Raw genomic sequence first — 25,752 nt, 5'->3', positions numbered from 1 at the left:
CGCATCTTCGCGCCTCCGCGTGAACAAGGTCTTCTTCATCGCGTCGCAGCGCCATGCACGAACAAAAAAGGCCGGGCACCCGGCCCGGCCTTTCGCATCACGAGGAAATCGGGATCAGACCAGCCGGCTCTGCCGCACGGCCGCCTGGATGAAGCTGGCGAACAGGGGATGCGGATCGAAGGGCTTGGACTTGAGTTCCGGGTGGAACTGCACGCCGACGAACCAGGGATGGTCCGGCCGCTCGACGATCTCGGGCAGCGAGCCGTCCGGCGACATGCCCGAGAAGACGAGCCCGCCGCGCTCGAGCACCGGCTTGTAGGCGGTGTTGACTTCGTAGCGGTGTCGGTGGCGCTCGCTGATCTCCTCCGCTCCGTAGATCGAGGCGACCACCGAATTGCCACCGAGCTTCGCGGGATAGGCGCCCAGGCGCATCGTGCCGCCCAGATCGCCGCCCTCCTCGCGCTTCTGCAGGCCTTCCGTGGTCATCCACTCGGTGATCATGCCGACCACAGGCTGCTCGGTCGGGCCGAACTCGGTGGTGGAGGCGTCGGCGACGCCGCCGGCACGGGCACCCTCGATACAGGCCATCTGCATGCCCAGGCAGATGCCGAAGAACGGCACGTTGCGCTCGCGCGCGAAGCGGACGCCGGCGATCTTGCCCTCGCTGCCGCGCTCGCCGAAGCCGCCGGGGACGAGGATGCCGTGCAGCGGCTCGAGCGCCGCGGTGATCTCTTCCTCATTGTCATGCTCGAACAATTCGGCGTCCAGCCAGCGGATGTTGACCTTCACCCGGTTGGCGATGCCGCCATGGGTGAGCGCCTCGGTGAGCGACTTGTAGGCGTCGGGCACGCCCATATACTTGCCCACCACGCCGATCGTGACTTCTCCCTCGGGATTGAGCACGCGGTCGACGATCTCTTCCCAGCGGCCGAGATCCGGCGAGCCGGCGACGTCGATGCCGAAGGCCTTGAGCACTTCGACGTCGAGCCCCTCGGCATGATATTGAAGCGGCACGCCGTAGATCGTCTTCGCATCGAGCGCGGGAATGACCGACGAGGCAGGCACGTTGCAGAACAGCGCGATCTTGGCGCGGTCGCTCGCCGGCAGCGGCTTCTCGCTGCGGCAGACGATGACGTCGGCATGGACGCCGAGCGAGGCGAGCTCGCGCACGCTGTGCTGGGTCGGCTTGGTCTTCAGCTCGCCGGCGGCGGCGATATAGGGCACCAGCGTCAGGTGGACGCTGACCGACTGGTTGCGGCCGAGATCGTTGCGCAGCTGGCGGATCGCCTCGACAAAGGGCAGCGACTCGATGTCGCCCACCGTGCCGCCGATCTCGCACAGCACGAAATCGAGATCCTCGGTATCCTCCTGAGCGAAGGCCTTGATCGCGTCGGTGACGTGCGGGATCACCTGGACGGTGGCGCCCAGATAGTCGCCGCGGCGCTCGCGCTCGATGATCGTCTTGTAGATCCGGCCCGAGGTGATGTTGTCCGACTGGCGCGAGGCGACGCCGGTGAAGCGCTCGTAATGCCCCAGGTCGAGATCGGTCTCCGCCCCGTCGTCGGTCACGTACACCTCACCATGCTGGTGGGGCGACATCGTGCCGGGATCGACGTTGAGATAGGGATCGAACTTGCGGATGCGGACCCGATAGCCACGCGCCTGCAGCAGCGCCGCGAGGCTCGCCGCCATGAGACCCTTGCCTAGCGAGGAGACCACGCCGCCGGTGATGAAGATATACCGCGCCATGGGAGAAAACGCCTAACGTGAATGGGCGCGCACCGGCAAGCGTGCGACTCACGCCGGTGCGCAGATTTTTTGTGGACAGGCCCCGGACGCGCCGGGGCCGGCGAAGCTTATTGGGCCAGCGGGACCGCGCTGTTGCCCTGCCCGGCCGGCGCCGCCGGCGCGGTCGAGTTGCCCGGAGCGAAGGGCGCCGCGCCGCCCGGAGGGGCCGTGGTCGGCACCGCCTGCGGCGCCGCGGCCGGTGCGGCACGCTGGAGCGAGGCGTCGATCGTCGCGCCGTGGCGATTCGCGGCCAGGAAGGCGAGCAGGATCGACATGGCGATGAACGCGGTGGCGAGGATCGCGGTGGTGCGCGTCAGGAAGTCCGCCGCGCTGCGCGCCGACATCAGGCCCGAGGGGCTGCCGCTCGAGGTGAGGCCGCCGCCCTCCGACTTCTGCAGGAGGATCACGCCGACGAGACCCGCGGCGATGAAGGCCTGGACGATGAGCAGGAAGGTGAACATGAAATGCGCGGACCTCTTGAAGAAAGGCGGCACATAGGGGAGCCGCCCGCTCCGATCAACCGTTGGCAGGCCCCTACTCGCCGCAGGGGCTCAACAAAGCTGTAACATTTCGCATCCGGACTGAAACCGGATCGGTTCACGCGCGTTATGAGCTTCGGCCCCGGCGTACCCGGGGGCGTAACAACAGAGTAGATGCCGTGAACGCAATGACCGACAGCTCGCTTTCTTCGTGGAAGAACACGCTTGTCGACTATGTGCGATCGGGCGAACCGGATCTGACCAATCGGCAAATGGCGCTGCTGATGCTCGTCTATCTCGATCCCGGCCCCCATACCGTGCGCGGATTGGCCCGGGCTTTGAACGTCTCGAAGCCCGTTGTCACGCGTGCCTTGAATCGTCTGGGCACGCTCGGCTATCTGCGCCGTCAACGCGACGATACCGACAAGCGGAACATCTTCGTCGCAAAGACCGCGGAAGGGGCAGAGTTTCTTGCAGAATTCGGGCATTTCCTCACTGGCCAGCACATCGAGCCAGTCGCCCGCAGGGCCAGCGCGTAAGCGTTTCTCGCTGAAGGGCCGTTCGGTTCCCATCGATCCCAGGGTCGATGCCGTTCGTCGTGACCTGGCAGACGTACGTCTGGCGGATCGGGTGTTCGCACCCCATTATGCGGCGCCTATGCCCCGCATCATCACCACGTCCATATCGCTCCATGCCGGCCCCAAGCCCGATTCGGAGACCCTCGCCCAGCTTTCGGCAGGGGATTCGTTCGAAGTGCTCGAATTCGCCGGCGATCATGCCTGGGGCGTCGCGCCCGGGCACAAGCTGGTCGGCTATGTGCCCGCCGCGATGCTGGAGCGCCCGGCAGCATGACGATTCGCGTCTTCATCGACGGCGCCGTGGGCACCACGGGCCTGGAGATCCGCGAGCGGCTGGACGGCCGCGACGGGATCGAGCAGATCATCCTGAGCGACAAGGACCGCAAGGACGCCGCGAAGCGCGAGGACGCGCTCAATTCGGCGGACTTCGTGATCCTCTGTCTGCCCGACGATGCCGCGCGCGATGCGGTCGAGATGATCCGGGCCGCCAAGGTCCGCGTGATCGACGCCTCGAGCGCGCACCGCGTCGCCGATGGCTGGTCCTATGGCTTTCCCGAGCTTGAGCCCGGCCAGGCCGCCCAGATCGCCGAGGCGGCGCGCGTCTCCAATCCCGGCTGCTACCCAACCGGCTTCCTCGCGCTGGTTCGCCCGTTGATCCGTGCCGGCCTGGTGCCGCACGACCATCCGCTGACCGTCAACGCGGTCTCGGGCTATTCGGGCGGCGGCAAGTCGATGATCGCCGAATTCGAGGATGCGGGCGCGCCGGGCCATACCGACACCGCGTTCCGCAATTATGGCCTCAACCTCGCGCACAAGCATGTGCCGGAGATGACCAAGCACGCCCGCATCGTGCACCCGCCGATCTTCCAGCCGGCGGTGGCGCGGACCTATCGCGGCATGCTCGTCGAAGTCCCCCTGCCCCTGCAGGCATTCACGCGCCGGCCGTCGCTGGACGCCATCGAGAACGCGCTGCGCGAGGCGTACAAGGATTCGCCGATCGTGCGCGTGCTGCCCGGCGACGTGGCGACGGTGCGGATCGAGGAAGACGCGGGGACCGACCGGCTTTCGCTGCGGGTCTTCGGCAATCCCGAAACCGGCCAGGCCCGGCTGGTGGCGACGCTCGACAATCTGGGCAAGGGCGCAGCCGGCGCCGCGGTGCAGAATCTCAACATCATGGCGGGGTTCGACCAGACCGCGGGGCTGGTGTTCTGATTCTCGCACGCTGAGGCGTGAGGAGGCTGGGAAGGCCGGGCGTGATGCCCGGCCCTTTCTTTTGGTCGCGCTACGACGCGACGAAGAAACAGAGCGCGGAGATATTCTCGCCGAAGCCGTCACCCCGGCGAAAGCCGGGATCCGGGGCAGTATCGCGCCACAGCATGAGATCCCGGCTTTCGCCGGGATGACGAATGGGCCGGCATCGACCAGGCATGCGATGCCTCTGCGCGGACAAATCTGTCTTTCCGTAGCGTCGTCGCTCGAACAAACCTCCTCTCAGGCTTGTCGTTGCCACCGGTTACCTTATCTGGGACCGGCCACCTGCCCTTGATCTTTGCGCCCCATTGGTGTCTCGCGGGCTCGAAACGACCACAGAGAGGCGATCCATGCGACAGCCCGCGGGCAAATTGCTTTTGTTCGGTGCCACCGGCGACCTTTCCCAGCGGATGCTGCTCCCCTCCCTTTATGGTCTTCACGCCGACGGATTGCTGCCCGAAGGGCTGACCATCACCGGCACCGCACGTTCGGATTACGACGATACCGGCTTCCGTGCATTCGCCCGCGAGGCGCTCGACCATTTCGTGCCGGCCGACCGGAAGGATGACAGCGCTGTCGGGAGCTTTCTCGAACGGCTCTTCTACCAGCGGCTCGATGCCTCGAAGACCGAAGGCTTCGCTGCGCTGGCCGAGAAGCTGGGCGACATCTCGAACGGGCTCGCCATCTTCCTGTCGACCGCGCCCTCGCTGTTCGGCCCGACGATCAAGGGGCTCGAATCGGCGGGGCTGACCGGCGCCAATGTCCGCATCGGGCTGGAAAAGCCGCTGGGGGTCGACCTCGCCTCCAGCCGCATCGTCAACGACATCGTCGCCGAGGCCTTTCCGGAGGATCGCACCTTCCGGATCGACCATTATCTCGGCAAGGAGACGGTGCAGAACATCCTGGCGCTGCGCTTCGGCAATTCGCTGTTCGAGCCGGTGTGGAACGCGCAGGGGATCGATCACGTCCAGATCACCGTCTCCGAGACGGTCGGCCTCGAGGGGCGCGCGGGCTATTATGACGATGTCGGCGCGCTGCGCGACATGGTGCAGAACCACATGCTCCAGCTGCTCGCGCTGATCGCGATGGAGCCCCCGGCCCGCTTCGACGGCACTTCGATCCGCGACGAGAAGGTGAAGGTGCTGCGCTCGCTTCGCCCGATTGCGGGCGGCGATGTGCCGAACCTGACCGTGACCGGCCAATATGGCGGCGGCGCGGTAAAGGGCGAGATCGTCCGTTCCTACGACACCGACCTGGAAAAGCCCTCGGACACCGAGACCTTCGTCGCGATCAAGGCCCATGTCGACAATTGGCGCTGGCACGGCGTTCCCTTCTACCTGCGCACCGGCAAGAGGCTGGCGGAACGGCGCAGCGAGATCGTGATCCAGTTCAAGCCCGTGCCGCACTCGATCTTCGCGGATCGCGGGGGCGCGCTCCAGCCCAACATCCTGGTGATCCGCCTGCAGCCCGAGGAATATATCCAGCTGCGCGTGATGGCGAAGCAGCCCGGGCTCGACCGCGAGGGCATCCGCCTGAAGGAAGTGCCGCTGAACCTGAGCCTGGAGCATGAGTTCGCCGGCACGCGCCGCCGCATCGCCTATGAGCGGCTGTTCCTCGACCTGATCGAGGGCGATCCCACGCTGTTCGTCCGCCGCGACGAAGTGGAGGCGCAGTGGGAATGGATCGACGCGATCCGCGAGGGCTGGAAGGCGGGCGGCGTGAAGCCCAAGCCCTATGCCTCGGGCAGCTGGGGGCCGAGCGCCGCGATCGCGCTGACCGAGCGCGACGGGGTGACGTGGAACGAATAGCAATTTGAGGATAACCGTCACCCTGAACGCGTTTCAGGGTCCAACTCTCCTCGGGCGATGGCGCTGCCGGCACGTTGGATGCTGAAACAAGTTCGGCATGACGATGATTTTTGAGCCGGGAACACCCACCTGAAACGCAAGGAACGAACATGACGACCGAAATCGAATGGTGGGACTATGACGATGCCGACGAGATGGCCGAGGCCGTCGCGGGCGATATCGGCTTCATCATCGAGAGCGCGATCGATGCCCGCGGCGCCGCGGTGATCGCGCTGGCGGGCGGCAAGACCCCGCTGCCGATCTACGAGAAGCTGGCCAGGGCCAAGATCGACTGGAAGCGCGTGACGATCATCCCGGGCGACGATCGCATCGTGCCGCTGGGCGATCCGCTGTCGAACGTCACCGCGATCGGCAAGATCTTCATCCCCAAGGGCGCGCGGGTCATCCCTCTGGTGAGCGACAAGGCGCCGGACTACAAGGCGGCGGGCCGCTCGGCCGATGCGCTGCTCCAGGACGTGCACTGGCCGCTCGACCTGTGCCTGCTCGGCGTGGGCGGCGACGGGCATTGCGCCTCGATCTTCCCCGGCCCCGATTTCGACGAGGCGCTGAACGGCCCGAAGGAGCGCCGCGCGCTGGGCGTGATGCCCGATCCCCTCCCCCCGGAAGCCCCCGTCGCCCGCGTGACGCTGTCGCGCGCCGCCATCGTGTCCGCCCGCGCGCTGATGATCGCGATCACCGGCGAGGCCAAGAAGGCGGTTCTGGAAGCGGCGATCGAACAGGGCGCCTCTTCGAGCTATCCGGTCGGCCGCGTGCTCGCCGATGTCGAGCTGCCGGTGGACATCCACTGGGCGGCTTGAATCAATAACACCCGTTCGTGCTGAGCTTGTCGAAGCACCGTGGCTCGGCGGGTGGGAAGAAGAACCGCCCTTCGACAAGCTCAGGGCGAACGGAGTTTTGACATGACCCTGCATCCCGAAATCGCCGCCGTCACCGATCGCGTCGTCGAACGCTCCAAGGCGCGCCGCCGCGCCTATCTCGCGCTGGTCGATGCCGAGCGCGAATCGGGCAACGACCGGCCCAAGCTCGGCTGCGCCAACCTCGCCCATGCCTATGCGGGCACCGACGAGCAGCGCGACCAGCTGAAGGCCGGGCATTCGATGAACATCGGCATCGTCACCGCCTATAACGACATGCTATCGGCGCACGCGGTCTATTACCGCTATCCCGAGCAGATGAAGGTCTGGGCGCACGAGGCCGGGGCCACCGCGCAGGTGGCGGGCGGCGTGCCGGCGATGTGCGACGGGGTGACCCAGGGCTATCAAGGCATGGAGCTCTCGCTGTTCAGCCGCGACACGATCGCGCTGAGCACCGCGGTCGCCCTTTCCCACCGCACGTTCGAGGGCGCGGCGCTGCTCGGCATCTGCGACAAGATCGTCCCCGGCCTGGTGATGGGCGCGCTGCGCTTCGGTCATCTGCCGATGGTGCTGGTGCCCGGCGGGCCGATGCGATCGGGCCTGGCCAACAAGGAAAAGGCCAAGATCCGCGAGCTTTACGCGGAAGGGAAGATCGGGCGCGACGAACTGCTCGACGCCGAGATCGCGGCCTATCACTCCAAGGGCACCTGCACTTTCTACGGCACCGCCAATTCCAACCAGATGATGATGGAGGCGATGGGCCTGCACATGCCGGGCGCGGCGTTCGCCAATCCCGGCACCAAGCTGCGCCAGGAGCTGACCCGTGCCGCCGTCCACCGGCTCGCCGAGATCGGCTGGAACGGCGACGACTATCGCCCGATCGGCCATGTCGTCGACGAGAAGGCAATCGTGAACGCGGCGATCGTGCTGCTCGCCACCGGCGGCTCGACCAACCACCTGATCCATGTGCCGGCATTCGCGCGGGCGGCCGGGATCACGATCGACTGGGACGATTTCGACCGGCTTTCACGCGTGGTGCCGCTTTTGGCGCGGGTCTATCCCAATGGCTCGGCGGACGTGAACGGCTTCGAGGATGCCGGCGGGCCGAGCTTCGTGATCCGCGAGCTGCTGGATGCCGGGCTGATGCACGGCGACACGCTGACCGTCGGCAAGGGCGGCATGGCCGATTATGGCCGCAAGCCGGAAATGGCGGGCGACGAACTCGTGTGGGTCGACCATGGCGCAGAGAGCGGCGACGACACGATCCTGCGCACCGCCGAAGCGCCCTTCTCGCCCGAAGGCGGCTTCCGCATCCTCAAGGGCAATCTGGGCCGCGCCTGCATCAAGGTCTCCGCAGTCGAGCGCGAGCGCTGGACGATCGAGGCGCCGTGCCGCGTGTTCCAGGACCAGGCCGAAGTACAGGCTGCGTTCAAGGCCGGCGAGCTCGACCGCGACGTGGTGGTGGTCGTGCGCTTCCAGGGGCCCAAGGCCAATGGCATGCCGGAGCTGCACAAGCTCACGCCACCGCTGGGCGTCCTCCAGAATCGCGGGTTCAAGGTCGCGCTGGTGACCGACGGGCGCATGTCGGGCGCGAGCGGCAAGGTGCCGTGTGCGATCCATCTCAGCCCCGAGGCGCTGGGCGGGGGGCCGATCGCCAAGCTGCGCGATGGCGATGTGGTGCGGCTCTGCGCCGAGACGGGCGAGTTGAACGCCCTGGTCGATGCCGCCGAATGGGGCGCGCGCGCGCATGTCGCCACGCCTCCTCCGGCGATCGGCACCGGCCGCGAACTGTTCGCGATGCTGCGCCACCATTGCGACGAGGCCGAAAAGGGCGCCTCGGCGATGCTGGCCGAAGCGGGGCTGTGACTGCCTCCCCTCCCTGCAAGGGAGGGGAATGAGGGGTGGGTCGAGGCGTGGCGATACGGTGACGTCCGTACTCGATTGAGCAGTATCGCCCAGACGCCGCCCACCCCAACCCCTCCCTTGCAGGGAGGGGAGTTTTGACGCCGCCCTTTACTTCTGCGCCGCACGGGGGAAGAAGGGCGCAGCCGGGTCTGGCAACGTTGACAGGCCACGGCGCGAGAGAGGATCAGGAGCCCGAATGGAAGTCGTCGCGGTCGATATCGGGGGCACGCACGCCCGCTTTGCCATTGCCGAAGTGGCAGAGGGTCGGGTGGCCTCGATCAGCGAGCCGATCACGCAGAAAGTGGCCGAGCATCCCAGCCTGCAGCTCGCCTGGCAGGCCTATGGCGAGGCGCTGGGCCGTGAATTGCCCAAGGCGGCGGCGCTGGCGGTGGCATCGCCGGTGGGCGGCGACATCATCAAGCTGACCAACAATCCCTGGGTGATCCGCCCCGCCCTCATTCCCGAGCGGTTGGGCGCCGATACCTGGACGGTGGTCAATGATTTCGAAGCAATCGGCCATGCCGTCGCGCAGATGGGCGAGGAGCATTTCCTCCATCTGTGCGGGCCCGACGAAGCGCTGCCCGCCAAGGGTTCGATCACCGTATGCGGCCCGGGCACCGGACTGGGCGTAGCGCAGGTCTTCCGCCACCGCGCCGGATATGACGTGATCGCCACCGAAGGCGGGCACAGCGACTTCGCGCCGCTCGACCCGATCGAGGACGCGCTCGTGAAGCGGCTGCGCAAGACCTATACCCGCGTCTCCAAGGAGCGCGTGGCGGCCGGCCCCGCGATCGTCTCGCTCTACGAAACACTGGCCGAGCTCGAGGGCAAGCCGGTCCACCGGCTCGACGACAAGGCGATCTGGAGCCTGGCGCTGGAGGGCAAGGACGAGCTGGCGGCAGCGGCGCTGGATCGCTTCTGCCTGAGCCTGGGCGCGGTCGCGGGTGACCTGGCGCTGTGCCATGGCCCCAGCGGCGTCGTGATCGCCGGCGGTCTGGGCTTGCGCTTGAAGGACCATCTGTTGCAGTCGGGCTTCGGCCAGCGGTTCGTCGCCAAGGGCCGGTTCCAGGGGCTGATGTCTTCCATTCCGGTGAAGCTCATCACGCACCCGCAACCGGGCCTGTACGGCGCCGCCGCGGCGTTCGCGCAGGAGCATGCCCTTTGAATATCGAAGCCATCATGAAGACCGCGCCGGTGATCCCGGTGCTCGTGATCGAAGACGCCGCCACCGCCCACCCGCTGGCGGAGGCGCTGGTGAAGGGTGGCCTGCGCGTGCTCGAAGTGACGCTGCGCACCGAGGCGGCGCTGGAAGCGATCGCCGAGATGAAGAAGGTCGAGGGCGCGATCGTCGGCGCGGGCACGGTCGTGAATACCGAGCAGTTCGAGCAGGTGATGAAGGCGGATGCCGAGTTCATCGTCTCGCCGGGCCTGACGGACCGGCTGGGCGATGCAATCACCCGCAGCGGCGTGCCCTATCTGCCCGGCGTCGCCAATGCCGGCGACATCATGCGCGGCCTCGACCTGGGGCTGGAACATTTCAAATTCTTCCCGGCCGAGACTTCGGGCGGGCTCAAGGCGCTGAAGGCACTCGCCGCGCCCTTCTACCAGTGCAAATTCTGCCCGACCGGCGGGATCTCCGCCGCGACCGCGCCGGAATGGCTGGCGTTCGATCCGATCCTGTGCGTGGGCGGGTCCTGGGTCACGCCCAAGGGCGCGAGCTATGAACAGGTCGAGGCGCTGGCGCGCGAGGCGGCTTCGCTGAAGGGCTGAGCGCCTGAGGCCCCGGCTTTCGCCGGGGTGACGGCCTTCAAAAATATCGTCATCCCGGCGAAAGCCGGGATCTCAGGCGGCCCTATTCCCGAATGTCGTCGAACAGATCGCGCCATTCGGGATCGAAGCGCTCGATCAACTCGATCTTCCACTCGCGCTTCCATTCCTTGAGCATCTTCTCGCGGCGGATCGCATCATCGATCGTGTCGTGATGCTCCGTGAGGACGAGAAGCTTGAAATTGTATCTGGTGCAGAATTTCGAGCCTTTGCCTTCGCGATGCTGCTGCACGCGCTGCGCGAGCAACGCCGCCACGCCTATGTAGAGCACACCGCGTGGCTTGTTGGTCCAACCGGCCTCAGCGCCCCTCCATCGCCTGAGATCCCGGCTTTCGCCGGGATGACGATATCGTAGCTTGGACCGCGCGTCTGGGACCGAATGTCCCATTCCCATCCCGCTCCCTCCACCCCACATCCCGGCCATGGAAAAGACCGGCACGCCCTCCCCCCATGCCCTTGCGATGCGCGAGGAGAAACGGCGCCAGGCCGCCGAGATGGGGATTGACGATGGCTTCGTCTCCGAGCTGGTCGACCGATTCTATGCGCGGATCCAGGCCGATCCGGTGCTGGGACCCGTCTTTGCCGAGCGGATCAAGGACTGGGCGCCGCATCTCGCCCAGATGAAGCGTTTCTGGCGCTCGATCCTGTTCAGCAGCGGCGAGTATCTTGGCCGGCCGATGCCGCTGCACCTCGCTATCCCGGGGCTCGACAAGCCGATGTTCGCGCGCTGGCTCGACTTGTTCGCCGCCACGCTGGCAGAGATCGGCGGCGGGGATGCGGCCGGGCACGTCCATGAACGCGCCCGGATGATCGCCAACAGCTTCCTGAACGGGATCGCTATCCACCATCACGGGAAGCTGGGGCTGGGGCCAGGCGAAGGATTCGCCTGAAAGCGCTCCGCCGGCGGATCAGTTCCTGCCGGCCTTCGCCTCCGGACGGGCCGGCGGGTTGCTCGAGGCCGCGGCACGCAGTGCATCGTCATACCAGGTCGACAGATCGCGGTGCATCTCGGGAAGCGTGTCCGGGTTCAGATACACCATGTGCCCGGCATGATAGTAAGTGAAGCGGATGTTCTTCTGGAGCTGCTGGTCCAGCAGCATGTGGTTGACGTCGAATTCCGCCCCGTAGAACGGCGTGGCAAAATCGAAATAGCCGTTGATGAACAGCACCTTGAGATAGGGATTGGTGCGCATCGCATAGGCAAGGTCGATGGCGCTGTCGGGGGCCAGATGCGTGCCGTCGCCCGGCGCGCGATGCTTCCAGTCCCATTCGAAACCCGGACCGCGCGCGCTCATGCGATAGGGCATGTCGGTCTTGTAGCCGAGCACCCGGGTCGCATAGTCCTGAAACGTCGCGACAAAGGCGCCCGACACCGCAGTCGAGGCGGGATCGTCCTCGGGACTGTCGGCGTTCGCATCGGTCACGTTCAGCAAATAGCGCGAATCCAGCCGGCCCACGGCCAGACGGCGATCGCGCAGCAGCTCGGTCTGGAAACGCGGCAGGGTGAGGCGCAGGTCGGCGCGCAGGATATAGGCCTCGCCGATGCCGGTATAAGCGGCCATCTTCGCCGCCACCGCAGCCTTTTCCTCGGGCGAGATCGTCGATCCCTTGGCCAGCGCCGCGGCATAGGGGCCGCTGGTGAAGGCCCGTACCTCGTCGAGAAAGGCCTGTAGATCGCCCGGCCGGTTCGGCAGCCGGTTGTGATACCAGGCGGTCGCCGCCATCGTCGGGAACAGGGTGAGATAATTCTGGTCGTAGCCCGGCTGGCGCACGCCATAGTTCATGATCGTCGAGAACTGGACGATGCCGTTCAGGCTGAGGCCGGCGGCCTCCAGCTTGGCGGCGACCACCGGATTGCGCAGCGTGCCATAGCTTTCGCCGAACAGGAATTTCGGCGAGGCCCAGCGGTTGAACTTGCTGGTGTAGCGCAGGATCGCGCGCGCAAAGCCATCGGCGTCCTGGTCGACACCCCAGAAATCCTTGCCGGCCTTGTCGCCGAGCGGCCGGGACCAGCCGGCACCGATCGCGTCGACGAACACCATATCCGTCTTGTCGATCAGCGAATGGGGATTGGGGCCGAAACCATAGGGTGCGGGGCGGATATATTCGGGATTGGCCGTCGTCACGCGCACCGGCGCGAAGCTGCCCATGTGCAGCCAGATCGTCGGCGAGCCCGGGCCGCCATTGTAGAAGAAGGTGACCGGGCGCGGCCCCTTCCCCACCCCGTCCCGGGTATAGGCGGTGTAGAAATAGGATGCGATCGGCTTGCCTTCGTCATCGCGGATGGTGAGCGTGCCGGCAGTGGCGGTATAGGCGATGCTCTGCCCCGCCACCGTCACGGCGCCGTGGCTGACCGCGCTGGTTTCGTCCACCGGCGGGCGCGCCCATGCCGCCTCGACCTCCGCCTTCATCTGCTCGCGATAGCCCTGCCCCTTGGCGGCCGGCTGCTCGGCCTTTTCCTGCGCCCAGGCCGGTGCGGAGGCGGCGAGCAAAAGGCTGGTCAGAACAAGGCGATGCATAAGGCGATTCCCCGGTTTCGTAGCGATGGTGAAACAATGTTACACGCCGCAATTTGGGAGACAAGCAGATGGGGCGTCCTCTGATCGTCAGCTCCCCAAGCGGATCGCGACCCTCCATCACGGCGGATGGATCGAAGGTCAGGCGAGGCTCCCGAAGCCGCCGGCGAGGCGTTGCGAGGCGTTCGACGGCCACGCCCCTCAAGGCAAAGGCATCAAAAGGGATAGTCGACTTCGCCTTCGCGAAATAGCGTTCCCGACTGGAAACCCACCAACAGCCGGGCTCGAGCATCTACCATGCCGAGAACCAGCACCCGGTCCCGATAGAGACAGGGGCCGCCGACATAGCAGGGCACCCGTTCCCGCAGCCGCTCAAGAAAGCCGGGCGCGGCGATGGCGATCTGCTCGCCATTCTCAAGCAGAAGCGCCGCACTATCGCCAATGACCCTTAGCTCGCCGCGCAGTTCGCTGGCGGCTCGGATCACATCTCCCCCCGCGCCCGGCGGATGGCATACCATTTCTGCACGTTGGCATTGTGCTGTTCGAGCGTGTCGGCGAACACATGGCCTCCCGTGCCGTCCGCCACGAAATACAGCGCCGACGAAGAGGCGGGATCGAGCACGGCATCGATGCTCGCCCGGCCCGGATTGGTGATCGGGCCGATCGGCAGGCCGGTCTTCTCGTAGGTGTTGTAGGCGTTCTTCGCGTGCACCTCGGAGAGGAGCGGACGGCGACCGAGCGGCTTGCCCTTGGTGATCGGGTAGATGAAGGTCGGGTCGGCCTGGAGCATCATGTTCTGGCGCAGGCGGTTCGAATAGACCGCGGCCACCGTGCGGCGCTCCTCGGGCTTGCCGGTCTCCTTCTCGACGATCGAGGCGAGTGTGAGCGCGTCGCGCGGATCGTTCACCGCGATGCCCGGCTTGCGCGCCTCCCAGGCCTTGGCCAGATAATTCGCCATCGCCTTCTGCATGCGATCGAGCACCGACTGGCGGGTATCGCCGCGATTATAGGCATAGCTGTCCGGCAGCACCGTGCCTTCGACCGGCACCTGGATCTCGCCGGTCAGCTGCGGCGCCTTCATCAGCGTCTCGTAGACCAGGATCGACGGCGTGCCCTCGGGGATGGTGACGAAGCGCTGGAGCGTGCGGCCGCCCTGCATCATCTTGAGGATGTCGGACTGGCTGAGATGCGCCGGCACGCGATACTCGCCCGCCTTGATCGCATCCTTGCTGCCCAGCAGCTTGGCGAGCACCAGGAACTGGCGGGCCGAGCCGATCGCGCCCGCCTTTTCCAATTCGGTGGCGGCACGCGACAGGCTTGCCCCTTCCGGGATCATCACCGTCAGATTCTGCTTTGCCGGCCCGGCCCCGCCCCAGAGCTGGAGCACGCCCATGCCGAGCGCGACCAGCACCAGGATCGCGACCAGCACGGCACAGCCGCCAAGCCGCTTGCGAGGCTTGGCGGGCGGTTCCGCCGGCGTTGGCGTCTCCTCAAACAGACTTCATCACCAGGCTGGCATTGGTGCCGCCGAAACCGAACGAGTTGTTCAGCACCGCGCGGACCTTGCGCTGCTTGGCAACGTGCGGGACGAGGTCGACGCCCGCGCAATTCTCGCTCGGATTGTCGAGATTGAGCGTCGGCGGCACGACCTGGTCGCGCAGCGCCAGGATGCAGAAGATGCTCTCCACCGCGCCCGCACCGCCCAGCAGGTGGCCGATCGCCGACTTGGTCGAGCTCATCGAGAGACCGCCGATCGCATCGCCGAACAAACGACGCACCGCGCCCAGCTCCAGCTCGTCGCCCAGCGGCGTCGAGGTGCCGTGCGCGTTGATATAGTCGATATCGCCGAGGTCGAGGCCCGACTTCTTCATCGCCATCTGCATCGAGCGGAAGGCACCCGAACCCTCGGGGTGCGGCGCCGTCACGTGATAGGCGTCGCCCGACAGGCCATAGCCGACGACTTCGGCATAGATCTTCGCGCCGCGCGCCTTGGCATGCTCATATTCCTCGAGCACGACGATGCCGGCGCCCTCGCCCATGACGAAACCATCGCGGTCCTGGTCCCAGGGGCGGCTGGCGCGCCACGGCTCGTCGCGGAAGCCGGTCGACAGCGCGCGCGCCTGGCCGAAGCCGGCGATGCCTATCGGGCAGATCGTGCTCTCGGCGCCGCCGGCAAGCATGATGTCGGCATCGTCCATCGCGATCATGCGCGCGGCGTCGCCGATCGAGTGCGCCCCGGTCGAGCAGGCGGTGACGACCGCATGGTTGGGGCCCATCAGCCCGTATTTGATCGAGACCTGGCCCGAGATCAGGTTGATCAGGCGGCCATGGACGAAGTGCGGGCTGACCCGCTTCGGGCCCTTCTCGGCCAGGACGAGCGATTCGCTCTCGATGCCCGGCAGGCCGCCGATGCCCGAGCCGATCGAGCAGCCGGCGCGGAAACGGGTTGCTTCGTCCATGTCGGTGAGGCCGGCATCCTCGATCGCCTGGCCGGCGGCATCGATGCCGTAGACGATGAACGGATCGACCTGGCGCTGGACCTTGTGGTCGACGCGCAGGCTCGGATCGAAGCCATATTCATGGCCCGCCGGCTTAACTTCACAGGCATAGTTGCTCTGGAAATCGGTCGCGTCGAAGCGCGTGATCGTGCCCGCGCCGGACTTGGCGGCGATGATGTTCTTCCAGGCGGTCTCGACATCCGCGCCCAGCGGGGTGACGAGGCCAAGGCCGGTGACAACTACACGGCGCATCCGCTTTCTCCGTCAAAACTTCTCGAAATTCGCGCATGAAAGCCGGCGAAATACCTGATTTCATGGCCAAAACAAAACGGCTCCCCGCCCAACTCTCTTCGAGCCCGGGACGGGGAGCCGCTGGATTCTCAAGCTCGGCCCATAAGGGCGCGATCGTCCGGGGACGATCAGCCCGCCTGGTGCTCGGAGATGTAGGAGACCGCGTCGCCGACGGTGCTGATCTTCTCAGCCGCGTCGTCGGGGATCTCGACGCCGAATTCCTCTTCGAACGCCATCACCAGCTCGACGATGTCGAGGCTGTCGGCGCCCAGGTCATCAATGAAGCTCGCCGTCGGCGAAACGTCGCCGGCATCGACACCGAGGTGATCGACGACGAGCGCAGTCACGCGGGTGGTGATCTCTTCCTGAGTGGCCATGGTCCCTGTTTTCCTTTGTAGCTAGGGGCTCAAATATCGTTGGAACGCACCTAGATCGCACATGATGCCGTTGCAAGAGGGTGCGCGCCGGTGCCGATGCGGTCAGGCCTGCGAAAACTGCCAGGCCGCGTAGCGGACGGTGCTGAGGAAGAGGAAATATTTGTTGAGCAGCGCCGCATTGGCGCGCGTCTGCTTCGCTTCGTCGGTGACCGAGGCGATCACCAGCTGCTGCATTTCCTCGGTGGTGAGCGGGCGGTTGCGCGTGTCCTCGGGCAGCGCGTCGAACTTGGTCTCGAGCTCGTTCGGATCGAATCCCTGGACGACGACGGCCTTTTCGGCGATCGGCTGGCCGAGCTTGGCGAGCGTGTAGACTCGCGCGGCCTCCAGTGCCGCTTCGGACCATTTGTGCGCGTCCGCGCATTCCTTGGCCGCGATCGAGATGCCGCTGCCGACCGCCGGATCATAGGTGGGGCGCACCGCGGCGCCCTCCCCCATGTTGCGCGTGACGTCCTTGCCGATCTGCTCGGTCAGGGCCGGCTTGAGCTTGCCGATCACGCAATCGATCGTCGCGAGATCGGCGGCCCGGGCCGGGACCGCGAGGGCTGCGGCCATGAGGGCCGCGATTCCGAAAAGACGCATAGACATCACACTCCAGGCCCCCGCCAGGCTCACAGCATCGCCATACCGCCGTTCACATGCAAGGTCTGGCCGGTGACGTAGCTCGCTTCCTTGCTAGCGAGATAGACGACGGCGGCGCCGATATCCTCGCCCTCGCCCAGCTTGCCCGCGGGAATGCGGCCGAGCAGCGCTTCCTTCTGCGCATCGGGCAGCACGTCGGTCATCGCCGAGCGGATGAAGCCCGGGGCGACGCAGTTCACCGTGATGTTGCGGCTGGCCAGCTCCTGGGCCAGCGCCTTGGACATGCCGACCAGGCCGGCCTTCGAGGCGGCGTAGTTGGCCTGACCCGGATTCCCGGTCGCGCCCACGACCGAGGTGATCGAGACGACGCGGCCGAATCGCGCCTTCATCATCGGCTTGGCGGCGGCGCGGATCAGGCGGAAGGCGGCCTCGAGGTTCACGGTGATGACCTGTTCCCACTCCTCGTCCTTCATCCGCATCGCCAGATTGTCGCGCGTGACGCCGGCATTGTTGACGAGGATGTCGAGCTGGCCGAGCGCCTCGACCGCCTGGGGCACCAGGGCATCGACCTGGGCCTTGTCGGAGAGGTTGCAGGGAAGCGCGACATGGTCGCCGCCCAGGCTGGCGCGGAAGGCCTCGAGCTTGTCGGCATTGCTGCCGGACACGGCGAGCCGGGCTCCCTGCGCGGCCAGCGCCCTGGCGATCGCCGAGCCGATGCCGCCGGAAGCGCCGGTGACGAGTGCGGTCATGCCTGTGAGGTCGAACATCATTGGATTCCTTGATTTTGGTTCGCGCAACGACGCGACGACGCAACGGGGTTGTAGTTGTTGGCGAGCCGACGGACCCCTTCCATCAGCGTCGCGCCACCAAAATTGATAAGCAGCCCAAGAGGCTGCTTCGTCAAACGGAGATAGGTGAGCAACTGCTTCGCGTGCGCTGGGTTGAGACGCTCCACGGATTTGATTTCTATCAGCAACAAGTCATCGACAAGCAGATCGATGCGAAACGCGGCGTCGAACCGCAACCCTTCGAACTCGATGTCGATCGCCCTTTGTCGTGCGACATTGTAGCCGAGCCCAGAGAGCTTCGCGGCCAAAATGGTTTCATATACCGATTCCAGCAAACCGGGCCCCAAATCCCGATGCAATCGCACCGAGATGTCCAGCACGTCCGTTGCGATCCGCTCGATATCCCTCAAGCACCCCCCTCGTCGCGTCGTCGCGCCGCTGCGCGAACAAAATCTCCTTACAAGGTCTTCGCCAGCGCCTCGATGTCGTCCATCGTCACCACGCTCACCGGCGCGGCGTCGGGGGCGATGCGCTTGACCATGCCCCCCAGCACCTTGCCGCCGAACTCGACATAGTCGCCCACGCCCGCCGCGAACATCGCCAGCACCGATTCGCGCCAGCGGACCATGCCGGTCACCTGCGCGACCAGCAGCGCGCGGATCGTGTCGGGATCGGCGACCGGGGCCGCCGTGACATTGGCATATACCGGCACCAGCGGCGCGCGGATCGAGACCGCCGCCAGCGCCTCGGCCATCGCATCGGCGGCCGGCTGCATCAGCGGGCAGTGGAAGGGCGCCGAGACCGGCAGGAGCAGCGCGCGCTTGGCGCCCATCTCCTTGGCGATCGGAAGCGCCCGCTCGATCGCCTCGCGATGCCCCGAGATCACCACCTGCGCCGGATCATTGTCGTTGGCGACGGTGCAGACCTGGCCCTCGGCCGCAGCATCCGCGATCGCCTGGGCCTTTTCGCGGTCGGCACCGAGGATCGCCGCCATCGCGCCGATGCCCACGGGCACCGCGGCCTGCATCGCATCGCCGCGAATCCGCAGCAGCTTCGCGGTGGTCGCGAGATCCAGCGCCCCGGCGGCGCAAAGCGCGGTATATTCGCCGAGCGAATGGCCCGCGACGTAATCGGCCTTGTCGGCAAGGCGGATGCCGCCTTCCTTCTCGAGCACGCGCAGCACCGCGATGGCATTCGCCATGATCGCCGGCTGGGCATTGGCGGTGAGAGTCAGCTGATCCTCGGGGCCCTCGGCCATCAGCTGGAACAGCTTCTGGCCCAGCGCTTCGTCGACTTCCTGGAAGACTTCGCGGGCGGTGGCGCTCGCTTCGGCAAGGGCCTTGCCCATGCCGACGGCCTGGCTGCCCTGGCCGGGGAAGATGAAGGCGCGCATGTCTCTCTCCTGTCGGCGGCGCTGCAATGGGGCCGCGCGTTAGAACCGCACCCCGCCCGACGCAACCCCGGGGCACGCCGCGCGGAAGCTGAACGAACGTACCGCACTTGCGAAACATTGCGACCATTTCGCGCATCGAACGGGAAATACCTGCGACACGCCCCGCCCAGATTGCCCTCGACGCCGGCGCGATCCGGCGTCACCGACAAGAGGAGTGCAGTCATGAAGAAGTTCATTCTCGCCGCCGTCGCCGCGTCGCTGGTCGCTACCCCGGTGCTCGCCGCCGCCCCGCAGCACGGCCGCCCGCCGGTGCAGCAGCAGGTGGTCGTCAAGAAGAAGGTCGTCGTCACCAAGCCGGGCTATCGCAACTGGCGCAAGGGCGAGCGTTTCGACAGCCGCTATGCCCGCAACTATCGCCAGATCGACTATCGCCACTATCGCGGCCTGAAGGCGCCGCCGCGCGGCTATCGCTATGTCCAGTCGGGCAATGACGCGGTGCTGGTCGGCATCACTTCGGGTATCATCGCGGCGGTGTTCGCGGGCGCGATCCGCTGAAGCGGAATGCCTGACGGGCATGCGAAACGGCAGGGCCCCGCCCTGCCGTTTTACGTTTGCGCGAAAGAATCCGACTCCTCGTTTCGGTTGCGTTAGTGTTATGGTTAACGCGCGTCGACTGGGAGGAATGCAGGATGTTCAGGGCAGCCGTTACGGCCCTTGCCGCCGCCATGCTCATGCCGCTGGCGGCGCTGGCGGCCGACCGCGACGATGGCGGCCTTGCGCCCGATTTCGAGGGCCAGGTCGCCTATTTCGGCAATTACACCGGCAAGACCTCGGTCACCGCCGACCTGCGCCGGCGCGAACAGGCCCCCTGCCCCTATCAGGACCAGGGCTGCTACCAGCAGATCGTGGGCGGCGGCGTGAAGGTGGTGCTGAGCTTCGACGGCGAGCACGTCACCGGCTTCTATTATTCGGTCGGCGGGTTCGAGGGGCCGAACGGGCTGCGCGAAGGCACGCTCATCGGCCGGCGCACCGCGACGGGCTGCGAACTCTACGAGGCGGACGGCACGATGTGGCAGGCGACGACCTGCGGCTCCAAGGGCTTCCAGGGCCAGATCGTCTCGGTGCGCGGCATTCCCAAGCAATCGGAAGTGAGCTTCTCCACCGTCGGCATGTTCGTGCGCGACACCGGCTGGATCACCAAGCTGGGCGAGGAAGAGGCGCGGCGCGACCGCCGGATCAACTGGCTAAGCCAGAAGATCGACGGCCCGGGCGCGCCCGAGAGCCGTTTCCGCGCCGCGATCGAACTCGACAGCTTCTCGCGCCACTTTCGCGGCATCGACATGGGGCGGGTCTCCGAACCGGTACGCTCGGGCAAGCCCCGCAAGAACCGCGAATGGTATCTCGACAGCAGCTACACCCGGCAGGACGGCAGCACCGGCAACGTCCGCGGCGTGATCTACAACGACCGGCTGCGCTGCCTCCAATGGGACGAGGAGGCATGCGGCCCGATCCACCCGCCGGCGGACTTCCCCAAGCCGCGGCTCGACGATGACGGGGGCTGGCTCTCGCGCAGCCCGGCGCCGATCGTGGCGAGCGACACCCGGCCGATGCCGCGGCCGCGGGGGAATGGCGAGCGATATTGAGCGGGACCTCGGGGGTGCGGCGCTTGTGGCCTCGCTCGGACGCGGTCAGATTTCCGAAATGACGTCCGGCCGCACCTGATGGAGAACCGATAGCATGGCTACCCCCATGGTCCTGGCCGCATTTGCGGCGCTGCTTCTGGCGCCCGGCCCGGCGAGGCACGCCATGCCCGCGACGGCCAGGACGTCGGTGACCACCACCGAGGTGCGCATCCCTTCCGAGCCGGGAGTGACATTGGCGGGGACACTGCGCCTGCCGGCGCGGAAAGGCCCTCTCCCCGTCGTCATCCTCCGAGGCGGCTCGGGCGTGCAGAAGCGCGGCGCCTATTTCTCGCTGCAGGAGCGGCTGAACGCCGCGGGGATCGCGACGATCGACTTCGACAAGCGCGGCACCGGCCAGTCGACCGGCACCTTCACCGACACGATGCAGGAGATGGAAGCCGACCTTGCCGCCACGATCAAATGGCTTCGCCTGCGCGGCGACATCGATGGCAAGCGGATCGCGCTCCTCGGCCATAGCCAGGCCGCCGTGGCCGCACCGATCGTCGCCGACCGTGATGGCGGCCTGGCGGCCATCGTCTTCCTCGCGGGACCGATCGGGGAAAGCGGGAGCATGTTCCTCGACAGCATGCGCGACCAGTTGATCGAGAGCGGCCACTCCGTCGACGCCACCAATCGAGTCACCGGAGCGACCCGTGCCTGGATGGAGGCCCGCCGCCGGGCGGGGGCGAGCGAGGCAGTCGCGCAAGGGCGACGCGATCTGGTCGCGGCATTCGTGCAGGCGGGCTTTGCCCCGAATGCCGCGGAAGGCGCGATCAGGACGCTCGACACCCCGCAGATCCTGTCGATGTACGAAGCCGCACCCGGCCCGGCACTGGCACGCCTGCGCATCCCGGTTCTCGCCGTGCTGGCCGGCCGCGACCAGTCGCCCGACGCCAATGCCGCCGCGGCGATGGCGGCGCTGGCGGAGAATCCCGAAGCACTGGTGGTCCAGGTACCCGGCGCCGGGCACCTCTTCATCTATCGCCCCGCCGATGCGCCACCCAATGTCACCCCGCCCGGTGGCCGCTGGCTGTTCCCCGAGACTCTCATCGCGCACTGGCTGATCGACCGGCTCGCGCCGGATGGCTCGGGGCGCTAGACCGTCCCGTTCCTCCCGCTGCCGTCCTGGGGGGTTTAGAGCTTGCCTCTCCTGCCCGCCTCCGCTAAGGACGCGCCTTCGTTCGAGTGGGGACGCGATTCCCGCTCGCGCGACCATTGAATACGAGACGACAGCCGGAGGGGCGCCGCACGGGGTGGCGTCAGCGATCGGCCAACATGGAAGAGAATACATGGCTCTTTACGAGCACGTGTTCCTTGCGCGCCAGGATCTGGCGCAGGCGCAAGTGGACGCTCTGGCGGAAGCCGCCACCAAGATCGTCGAGGACAATAACGGCAAGGTCGTGAAGACCGAGACCTGGGGTCTTCGTTCGCTCGCCTATCGCATCGCCAAGAACCGCAAGGCGCATTACGTGATGCTCGAGATCGACGCGCCGGCCGGCGTGGTCGCCGAGCTGGAGCGCCAGACGCAGATCAACGAAGACGTGATCCGCTACATGACCGTCAAGGTCGACGAGCTGGAGCAGGGTCCCTCGGTGATGATGCGCAAGGGCGACCGTGAGCGCGGCCGTGGCCGTCGCGATCGTGACGAGGCCGGCAACACCGGTTTCGGCGGCGAATAAGGAGACATAGATCATGGCACGCCCGTTTTTCCGCCGCCGCAAGAGCTGCCCCTTCTCCGCGAAGGACGCTCCCCGGATCGATTACAAGGACGTCCGTCTGCTCCAGGGCTTCGTCTCTGAGCGCGGCAAGATCGTCCCGTCGCGCATCACTTCGGTGAGCGCCAAGAAGCAGCGCGAGCTGGCCCAGGCCATCAAGCGCGCCCGTCACCTGGGCCTGCTGCCCTACATCGTTAAGTAAGGGAGGCTCGACCCATGGAAGTCATTCTGCTTGAGCGCGTCGAGAAGCTCGGCGCTATCGGCGACGTGGTGAAGGTCAAGGACGGGTTCGCCCGCAACTACCTGCTCCCGAACAAGAAGGCGCTCCGCTCGAACGCCGCGAACCGCAAGGTCTTCGAGGCCAACCGCGCCCGCATCGAAGCCGAAAATGCTTCGCGCCGCACGGATGCCGAGAAGGAAGCCGGCTCGTTCAACGACGTGTCCGTCACTCTGATCCGTCAGGCTTCGAACACCGGCCAGCTCTATGGCTCGGTCGCGGTGCGCGACCTGGTCGAGGCGCTTGTCGCCGACGGCCACAAGGTCACCAAGGCGCAGGTCGTGCTCGACAAGCCGATCAAGGCGATCGGTGTGTACGAAGTGCGCGTCGCGCTGCACCCCGAGGTGTCGGTGACCGTCAAGGTCAACGTCGCCCGGTCGCCGGAAGAGGCCGACATGCAGGCGCAGGGCGTCGACGTGATGGCTCAGATGTTCGAGGAAGGCCGCGACACCACCGGCTTCGTCGAGGATTATGATCCCAACGCCGAGCCGGGCGCGACCGCCGAAGTTCGCGAGGAGGCTCCGGCCGCCGACGAAGGCGAGACCGCCGAGGGCTGATCGCCCCCGTCACGGGAAAATGAAAGGGCCGCTCCGGAATACCGGGGCGGCCCTTTTCTTGTGCGACCCGTCGGGGAATCTCAATATTCGAGAAGGCCTTTAAGCATAGTGGGAATACATCTCCGCATTCTCGGATGAATCTATTGCTTCATGGGCAAGAAACGCAGGCACCAATTATTGCAGCCAGCGGAATCAAGGCCAACACTACGGGCAAAACCTTGTTCATTTCGATTCGAACCTTGCCTGTTGTTCACCGCATAGAACGAGCCTCGCCGGGCAAGGTTGCAGCGTGCGTTAATCTTTTGTTCGGAAGGCATTCGCCTGGATCTGGCCTATAGAGGCGCGATGCTCCCCTTCCTGCCCCTCGCCCTGGCGATCGCGGTGCCTCCCCAGGCCAGCCTGGAGACCGCCGTACTGGCCGAGATCAATTTCGCCCGCACCCGGCCGCGCGACTATGCCGAGCGGCTCCGAGAATATCGCAAATTCTTCAAGGGCAGGATCGTCCGCTATCCCGGCAATCCGGACGGGCTGCGCACCACCGAGGGCACGCGCGCGGTGGACGAAGCGATTCGCTTCCTCGAGCGGCAGCCTCCGCTGGAGCCGATCGAGCCGTCCACCCTGCTCGCCCGCGCGGCGCGCGACCATGTCCGCGAACAGGGGCCGAGCGGGCGCACGGGGCATATCTCGGCCGATGGCGGCAATCCGCGCGTCCGCGTGCAGCGCCGCGGCGGCGGCGACTATGTGGCCGAAGTGATCACCTATGGTCCGCCCAGCGCAGTCGAGGTGGTGCGCCAGCTGATCGTCGACGATGCGGTGCCCGGTCGCGGGCATCGCAGGACGCTGTTCGCCGCCGAGATGCGCCATGCCGGCATCGCCTGTGGGCCGCACAAGGGCTATCGCGTGATGTGCGTCGCCGATCTGGGCCGGCGGCCCGATGGCCGCCCCTAAGGTTAACTCCCGAATATCCGCTTGCCTTCTCAGGCGGTTAAGCGGATGTCACTATCCGTGACACAACGGACGGGCGCGGGGCCCGGCCGGCTCCGGGGGGAGCCCGATCGTGATTGCCAAGAGCCGTTGGACCGCCGCGCTCGGCGCGTGCGCCCTGTTGCTGGCCAGCGCCGCCGCCTCTGCCGGCGAACGCGCCGCCAATGTCTCGCGCCTCGAGCGTGACGTGCTCGCCGAGATCAACCGCGCGCGCGAGAATCCGCGCGAATATGCCGAGATGCTGCGGGAATATCGCGAATTCTTCGACGGCCGGGTGCTGTTCCTGCCCGGCGACAGCAACGGCGTGATCACCAATGAGGGGATCGCCGCGGTCGACGAGGCGATCGACTTCCTCGAACGCCAGCAACCCCTGCCGCCGCTCGGCCGCGCCGAACTGCTGGCGCTGGCGGCGCAGGACCATGCCGACGAGCAGGGCGCCACCGGCGGCAGCGGCCATGTCTCACGCGACGGGCGCACGCCCGGCGAGCGCGTACGGCAACATGGCGGCGACATCTATGTCGGCGAAGGCATCTGGTATGGCAGCGGCGACGCGGGTGCGGTCGTCCGCAGCCTGATCGTCGACGACGGCGTGCGCGGCCGGGGGCATCGCGCGCTGCTGTTCCAGTCGGATTTCCGCTTCGCCGGTGTCGGCTGCGGCGCGCATCGCCGCTTCGGCAGCATCTGCGTGGTCGACTTCAGCGGCACCGCCGACGGCTCGCCGGTGGTGCCGGATTGGGCCAGGGCGCGCGGCGGCCAGGTTTTCCGGATGCCGGCGACGACCAGGCGCTGAGGCGCATTGCCAGCCGCTCTCTTATCGGTGAAGGATCGTGCCTCGATGGCTTATCTGGTGCTGTTCCTCGCCGGGGCGTTGCTTTGCAACGCGATCCCCCACCTCGCCGCGGGCCTGCGCGGGGAGCCCTTCCCCACGCCCTTCTCCCGCCCGCGCGGCGTCGGGCTCTCGACCCCGCTGATGAACTTCTACTGGGGCTCGGCGAACCTGCTGATCGGGATCTCGGCACTGCTCAGCTATTCGCTGCGGACCTATGGCATATGGCCGGTGATTGCCGGCTGGCTGGTACTGGGGAGCTATTGCGCATGGCATTTTGGAAAAGTGCGGCGGTAAACCGCCCGGTCAAGCTTAGTAAGTCGTTCAGCGGGGCGCTACGGCTCTTCGCCTTCTGGGTAGCAAATCGCTCAGTGGGCCAGCCTCTACTCGATGGCATCGACTACTCGTGCATTTTCGAAGAACCCAGCGCGCTTGAACAGGTCTTTGCGATCTTCGCGAATGTCATAAAACTCGACGAGCAAGGCGAGGTTCTCAATGCAAAATGGGCCGAACGGCGCGCTGCACAGTTCATTCTGCAATATGTGACCGGTGAGGAGCCGACCCCGCCTTTCGAGGAATGGGAGACCGAACTTTACGATCCGCCGGCGATAGAAGATCCGCTGCCCTGGCCAATGACACCCTAGCGAACACGCGACTCC

31 protein-coding genes are annotated in these 25,752 nt (G+C 66.5%); 19 read left to right on the top strand and 12 right to left on the bottom strand.

Annotation, left to right across the window (positions count from 1 at the left end; translation table 11 throughout):
• Window positions 1-114 precede the first annotated feature (114 nt).
• Both CAP40_RS10500 and secG read right to left on the bottom strand, forming a co-directional pair.
• Window positions 115-1,749 (bottom strand): CTP synthase, encoded by a 1,635-nt coding sequence (locus CAP40_RS10500; RefSeq protein ID WP_086129487.1) that lies wholly within the window; start codon window positions 1,747-1,749, stop codon window positions 115-117.
• 107 nt (window positions 1,750-1,856) lie between these two features.
• The gene (secG, locus tag CAP40_RS10495; RefSeq protein ID WP_086129486.1) at window positions 1,857-2,249 is read right to left on the bottom strand and encodes a preprotein translocase subunit SecG; all 393 of its coding nucleotides are present in this window, start codon (window positions 2,247-2,249) and stop codon (window positions 1,857-1,859) included.
• 206 nt (window positions 2,250-2,455) lie between these two features.
• Here secG and CAP40_RS10490 point away from each other — a divergent pair, with 206 nt between their 5' ends.
• The 8 genes from CAP40_RS10490 to eda all read left to right on the top strand — a co-directional run bounded on the left by CAP40_RS10490 (window position 2,456) and on the right by eda (window position 10,493).
• Window positions 2,456-2,806, top strand: a complete 351-nt coding sequence (locus tag CAP40_RS10490) for a MarR family transcriptional regulator (RefSeq protein WP_086129485.1) — start codon at window positions 2,456-2,458, stop codon at window positions 2,804-2,806.
• Window positions 2,807-2,924: 118 nt separating this feature from the next.
• Window positions 2,925-3,119, top strand: coding sequence for an SH3 domain-containing protein (locus CAP40_RS20785; protein ID WP_256924138.1), 195 nt, complete (start codon window positions 2,925-2,927; stop codon window positions 3,117-3,119).
• Window positions 3,116-4,057 (top strand): N-acetyl-gamma-glutamyl-phosphate reductase, encoded by a 942-nt coding sequence (gene argC / locus CAP40_RS10480; RefSeq protein ID WP_086129484.1) that lies wholly within the window; start codon window positions 3,116-3,118, stop codon window positions 4,055-4,057. The genes CAP40_RS20785 and argC overlap by 4 nt, the downstream gene beginning before the upstream one ends.
• Window positions 4,058-4,446: 389 nt before the next feature.
• Window positions 4,447-5,904: a glucose-6-phosphate dehydrogenase gene (gene zwf, locus CAP40_RS10475; protein WP_086129483.1), complete on the top strand. Its 1,458-nt coding sequence runs from the start codon at window positions 4,447-4,449 to the stop codon at window positions 5,902-5,904.
• Between the two features lie 149 nt (window positions 5,905-6,053).
• Entirely contained in the window at window positions 6,054-6,761 is a 708-nt protein-coding gene (gene pgl, locus CAP40_RS10470; protein ID WP_086129482.1) for a 6-phosphogluconolactonase, read from the top strand.
• 102 nt (window positions 6,762-6,863) lie between these two features.
• Window positions 6,864-8,684, top strand: coding sequence for a phosphogluconate dehydratase (gene edd, locus CAP40_RS10465; protein WP_086129481.1), 1,821 nt, complete (start codon window positions 6,864-6,866; stop codon window positions 8,682-8,684).
• Window positions 8,685-8,919: 235 nt separating this feature from the next.
• A complete protein-coding gene (gene glk / locus CAP40_RS10460) occupies window positions 8,920-9,888 on the top strand; it encodes a glucokinase (RefSeq protein ID WP_086129480.1) in 969 nt (322 codons plus the stop codon).
• A complete protein-coding gene (gene eda, locus CAP40_RS10455; protein ID WP_256924137.1) occupies window positions 9,885-10,493 on the top strand; it encodes a bifunctional 4-hydroxy-2-oxoglutarate aldolase/2-dehydro-3-deoxy-phosphogluconate aldolase in 609 nt (202 codons plus the stop codon). Before glk ends, eda begins: the two co-directional genes overlap by 4 nt.
• A gap of 82 nt (window positions 10,494-10,575) precedes the next feature.
• Here the strand turns inward: eda and CAP40_RS10450 are convergent, their stop codons facing one another.
• Window positions 10,576-10,821: a GIY-YIG nuclease family protein gene (locus tag CAP40_RS10450; protein WP_373384895.1), complete on the bottom strand. Its 246-nt coding sequence runs from the start codon at window positions 10,819-10,821 to the stop codon at window positions 10,576-10,578.
• Between the two features lie 151 nt (window positions 10,822-10,972).
• Between CAP40_RS10450 and CAP40_RS10445 the strand changes: the two genes are divergently transcribed.
• On the top strand, window positions 10,973-11,440 hold the full coding sequence (locus CAP40_RS10445) for a group III truncated hemoglobin (RefSeq protein ID WP_086129478.1): 468 nt from the start codon (window positions 10,973-10,975) through the stop codon (window positions 11,438-11,440).
• Between the two features lie 18 nt (window positions 11,441-11,458).
• Here CAP40_RS10445 and CAP40_RS10440 read toward each other — a convergent pair whose 3' ends face one another.
• The 9 genes from CAP40_RS10440 to fabD all read right to left on the bottom strand — a co-directional run bounded on the left by CAP40_RS10440 (window position 11,459) and on the right by fabD (window position 19,052).
• Complete coding sequence (locus CAP40_RS10440; RefSeq protein ID WP_086129477.1) at window positions 11,459-13,069, bottom strand: S10 family peptidase; 1,611 nt, start codon at window positions 13,067-13,069, stop codon at window positions 11,459-11,461.
• Window positions 13,070-13,281: 212 nt separating this feature from the next.
• A complete protein-coding gene (locus tag CAP40_RS10435) occupies window positions 13,282-13,551 on the bottom strand; it encodes a hypothetical protein (protein ID WP_086129476.1) in 270 nt (89 codons plus the stop codon).
• Window positions 13,548-14,459, bottom strand: a complete 912-nt coding sequence (gene mltG, locus CAP40_RS10430; RefSeq protein ID WP_086130049.1) for an endolytic transglycosylase MltG — start codon at window positions 14,457-14,459, stop codon at window positions 13,548-13,550. Before mltG ends, CAP40_RS10435 begins: the two co-directional genes overlap by 4 nt.
• Window positions 14,460-14,556: 97 nt before the next feature.
• Complete coding sequence (gene fabF / locus CAP40_RS10425; RefSeq protein ID WP_086129475.1) at window positions 14,557-15,816, bottom strand: beta-ketoacyl-ACP synthase II; 1,260 nt, start codon at window positions 15,814-15,816, stop codon at window positions 14,557-14,559.
• Window positions 15,817-15,983: 167 nt separating this feature from the next.
• On the bottom strand, window positions 15,984-16,232 hold the full coding sequence (locus CAP40_RS10420; RefSeq protein ID WP_086129474.1) for an acyl carrier protein: 249 nt from the start codon (window positions 16,230-16,232) through the stop codon (window positions 15,984-15,986).
• 102 nt (window positions 16,233-16,334) lie between these two features.
• A complete protein-coding gene (locus CAP40_RS10415) occupies window positions 16,335-16,844 on the bottom strand; it encodes a hypothetical protein (protein ID WP_086129473.1) in 510 nt (169 codons plus the stop codon).
• Window positions 16,845-16,900: 56 nt separating this feature from the next.
• Window positions 16,901-17,638 (bottom strand): 3-oxoacyl-[acyl-carrier-protein] reductase, encoded by a 738-nt coding sequence (gene fabG, locus CAP40_RS10410; RefSeq protein ID WP_086130048.1) that lies wholly within the window; start codon window positions 17,636-17,638, stop codon window positions 16,901-16,903.
• On the bottom strand, window positions 17,638-18,069 hold the full coding sequence (locus CAP40_RS10405) for a GxxExxY protein (RefSeq protein WP_086129472.1): 432 nt from the start codon (window positions 18,067-18,069) through the stop codon (window positions 17,638-17,640). The genes fabG and CAP40_RS10405 overlap by 1 nt, the downstream gene beginning before the upstream one ends.
• A 47-nt stretch (window positions 18,070-18,116) precedes the next feature.
• Window positions 18,117-19,052, bottom strand: coding sequence for an ACP S-malonyltransferase (fabD, locus tag CAP40_RS10400; protein WP_086129471.1), 936 nt, complete (start codon window positions 19,050-19,052; stop codon window positions 18,117-18,119).
• Window positions 19,053-19,274: 222 nt separating this feature from the next.
• Between fabD and CAP40_RS10395 the strand changes: the two genes are divergently transcribed.
• From CAP40_RS10395 to CAP40_RS10350, 10 genes are all read left to right on the top strand, one after another.
• Complete coding sequence (locus CAP40_RS10395; RefSeq protein WP_086129470.1) at window positions 19,275-19,607, top strand: RcnB family protein; 333 nt, start codon at window positions 19,275-19,277, stop codon at window positions 19,605-19,607.
• 134 nt (window positions 19,608-19,741) lie between these two features.
• Window positions 19,742-20,695 carry a hypothetical protein gene (locus CAP40_RS10390; protein ID WP_144034322.1) on the top strand — a complete coding sequence of 318 codons (954 nt, stop codon included), beginning with the start codon at window positions 19,742-19,744 and terminating at the stop codon, window positions 20,693-20,695.
• A 94-nt stretch (window positions 20,696-20,789) separates the two neighbouring features.
• Window positions 20,790-21,833 (top strand): alpha/beta fold hydrolase, encoded by a 1,044-nt coding sequence (locus tag CAP40_RS10385; RefSeq protein WP_086129468.1) that lies wholly within the window; start codon window positions 20,790-20,792, stop codon window positions 21,831-21,833.
• 190 nt (window positions 21,834-22,023) lie between these two features.
• Window positions 22,024-22,413, top strand: coding sequence for a 30S ribosomal protein S6 (gene rpsF, locus CAP40_RS10380; protein WP_086129467.1), 390 nt, complete (start codon window positions 22,024-22,026; stop codon window positions 22,411-22,413).
• Between the two features lie 13 nt (window positions 22,414-22,426).
• Entirely contained in the window at window positions 22,427-22,651 is a 225-nt protein-coding gene (rpsR, locus tag CAP40_RS10375) for a 30S ribosomal protein S18 (RefSeq protein WP_010543816.1), read from the top strand.
• 14 nt (window positions 22,652-22,665) lie between these two features.
• The gene (rplI, locus tag CAP40_RS10370) at window positions 22,666-23,283 is read left to right on the top strand and encodes a 50S ribosomal protein L9 (protein WP_086129466.1); all 618 of its coding nucleotides are present in this window, start codon (window positions 22,666-22,668) and stop codon (window positions 23,281-23,283) included.
• Window positions 23,284-23,628: 345 nt separating this feature from the next.
• The gene (locus CAP40_RS10365; RefSeq protein WP_086129465.1) at window positions 23,629-24,231 is read left to right on the top strand and encodes a CAP domain-containing protein; all 603 of its coding nucleotides are present in this window, start codon (window positions 23,629-23,631) and stop codon (window positions 24,229-24,231) included.
• 109 nt (window positions 24,232-24,340) lie between these two features.
• On the top strand, window positions 24,341-25,057 hold the full coding sequence (locus CAP40_RS10360; RefSeq protein ID WP_086129464.1) for a CAP domain-containing protein: 717 nt from the start codon (window positions 24,341-24,343) through the stop codon (window positions 25,055-25,057).
• A 45-nt stretch (window positions 25,058-25,102) separates the two neighbouring features.
• The gene (locus CAP40_RS10355) at window positions 25,103-25,390 is read left to right on the top strand and encodes a hypothetical protein (RefSeq protein WP_086130047.1); all 288 of its coding nucleotides are present in this window, start codon (window positions 25,103-25,105) and stop codon (window positions 25,388-25,390) included.
• Complete coding sequence (locus CAP40_RS10350) at window positions 25,363-25,737, top strand: hypothetical protein (RefSeq protein ID WP_086129463.1); 375 nt, start codon at window positions 25,363-25,365, stop codon at window positions 25,735-25,737. The genes CAP40_RS10355 and CAP40_RS10350 overlap by 28 nt, the downstream gene beginning before the upstream one ends.
• Window positions 25,738-25,752 lie beyond the last annotated feature (15 nt).

It is taken from the genome of Sphingomonas sp. IBVSS2, from assembly GCF_002127225.1.
Lineage (GTDB): Bacteria > Pseudomonadota > Alphaproteobacteria > Sphingomonadales > Sphingomonadaceae > Sphingomonas.
This window is presented reverse-complemented; position numbering and strand designations above follow the sequence as displayed.

Excerpts from the sequence above, each read along its gene's own strand:
- CAP40_RS10500 (WP_086129487.1), bottom strand. The coding sequence starts at position 1,749 with ATGGCGCGGTATATCTTCATCACCGGCGGCGTGGTCTCCTCGCTAGGC.
- secG (WP_086129486.1), bottom strand. The coding sequence starts at position 2,249 with ATGTTCACCTTCCTGCTCATCGTCCAGGCCTTCATCGCCGCGGGTCTC.
- CAP40_RS10490 (WP_086129485.1), top strand. The coding sequence starts at position 2,456 with ATGACCGACAGCTCGCTTTCTTCGTGGAAGAACACGCTTGTCGACTAT.
- CAP40_RS20785 (WP_256924138.1), top strand. The coding sequence starts at position 2,925 with ATGCCCCGCATCATCACCACGTCCATATCGCTCCATGCCGGCCCCAAG.
- argC (WP_086129484.1), top strand. The coding sequence starts at position 3,116 with ATGACGATTCGCGTCTTCATCGACGGCGCCGTGGGCACCACGGGCCTG.
- zwf (WP_086129483.1), top strand. The coding sequence starts at position 4,447 with ATGCGACAGCCCGCGGGCAAATTGCTTTTGTTCGGTGCCACCGGCGAC.
- pgl (WP_086129482.1), top strand. The coding sequence starts at position 6,054 with ATGACGACCGAAATCGAATGGTGGGACTATGACGATGCCGACGAGATG.
- edd (WP_086129481.1), top strand. The coding sequence starts at position 6,864 with ATGACCCTGCATCCCGAAATCGCCGCCGTCACCGATCGCGTCGTCGAA.
- glk (WP_086129480.1), top strand. The coding sequence starts at position 8,920 with ATGGAAGTCGTCGCGGTCGATATCGGGGGCACGCACGCCCGCTTTGCC.
- CAP40_RS10445 (WP_086129478.1), top strand. The coding sequence starts at position 10,973 with ATGGAAAAGACCGGCACGCCCTCCCCCCATGCCCTTGCGATGCGCGAG.
- CAP40_RS10440 (WP_086129477.1), bottom strand. The coding sequence starts at position 13,069 with ATGCATCGCCTTGTTCTGACCAGCCTTTTGCTCGCCGCCTCCGCACCG.
- mltG (WP_086130049.1), bottom strand. The coding sequence starts at position 14,459 with ATGGGCGTGCTCCAGCTCTGGGGCGGGGCCGGGCCGGCAAAGCAGAAT.
- fabF (WP_086129475.1), bottom strand. The coding sequence starts at position 15,816 with ATGCGCCGTGTAGTTGTCACCGGCCTTGGCCTCGTCACCCCGCTGGGC.
- CAP40_RS10420 (WP_086129474.1), bottom strand. The coding sequence starts at position 16,232 with ATGGCCACTCAGGAAGAGATCACCACCCGCGTGACTGCGCTCGTCGTC.
- CAP40_RS10415 (WP_086129473.1), bottom strand. The coding sequence starts at position 16,844 with ATGGCCGCAGCCCTCGCGGTCCCGGCCCGGGCCGCCGATCTCGCGACG.
- fabG (WP_086130048.1), bottom strand. The coding sequence starts at position 17,638 with ATGTTCGACCTCACAGGCATGACCGCACTCGTCACCGGCGCTTCCGGC.
- fabD (WP_086129471.1), bottom strand. The coding sequence starts at position 19,052 with ATGCGCGCCTTCATCTTCCCCGGCCAGGGCAGCCAGGCCGTCGGCATG.
- CAP40_RS10395 (WP_086129470.1), top strand. The coding sequence starts at position 19,275 with ATGAAGAAGTTCATTCTCGCCGCCGTCGCCGCGTCGCTGGTCGCTACC.
- CAP40_RS10390 (WP_144034322.1), top strand. The coding sequence starts at position 19,742 with ATGTTCAGGGCAGCCGTTACGGCCCTTGCCGCCGCCATGCTCATGCCG.
- CAP40_RS10385 (WP_086129468.1), top strand. The coding sequence starts at position 20,790 with ATGGCTACCCCCATGGTCCTGGCCGCATTTGCGGCGCTGCTTCTGGCG.
- rpsF (WP_086129467.1), top strand. The coding sequence starts at position 22,024 with ATGGCTCTTTACGAGCACGTGTTCCTTGCGCGCCAGGATCTGGCGCAG.
- rpsR (WP_010543816.1), top strand. The coding sequence starts at position 22,427 with ATGGCACGCCCGTTTTTCCGCCGCCGCAAGAGCTGCCCCTTCTCCGCG.
- rplI (WP_086129466.1), top strand. The coding sequence starts at position 22,666 with ATGGAAGTCATTCTGCTTGAGCGCGTCGAGAAGCTCGGCGCTATCGGC.
- CAP40_RS10365 (WP_086129465.1), top strand. The coding sequence starts at position 23,629 with ATGCTCCCCTTCCTGCCCCTCGCCCTGGCGATCGCGGTGCCTCCCCAG.
- CAP40_RS10355 (WP_086130047.1), top strand. The coding sequence starts at position 25,103 with ATGGCTTATCTGGTGCTGTTCCTCGCCGGGGCGTTGCTTTGCAACGCG.
- CAP40_RS10350 (WP_086129463.1), top strand. The coding sequence starts at position 25,363 with ATGGCATTTTGGAAAAGTGCGGCGGTAAACCGCCCGGTCAAGCTTAGT.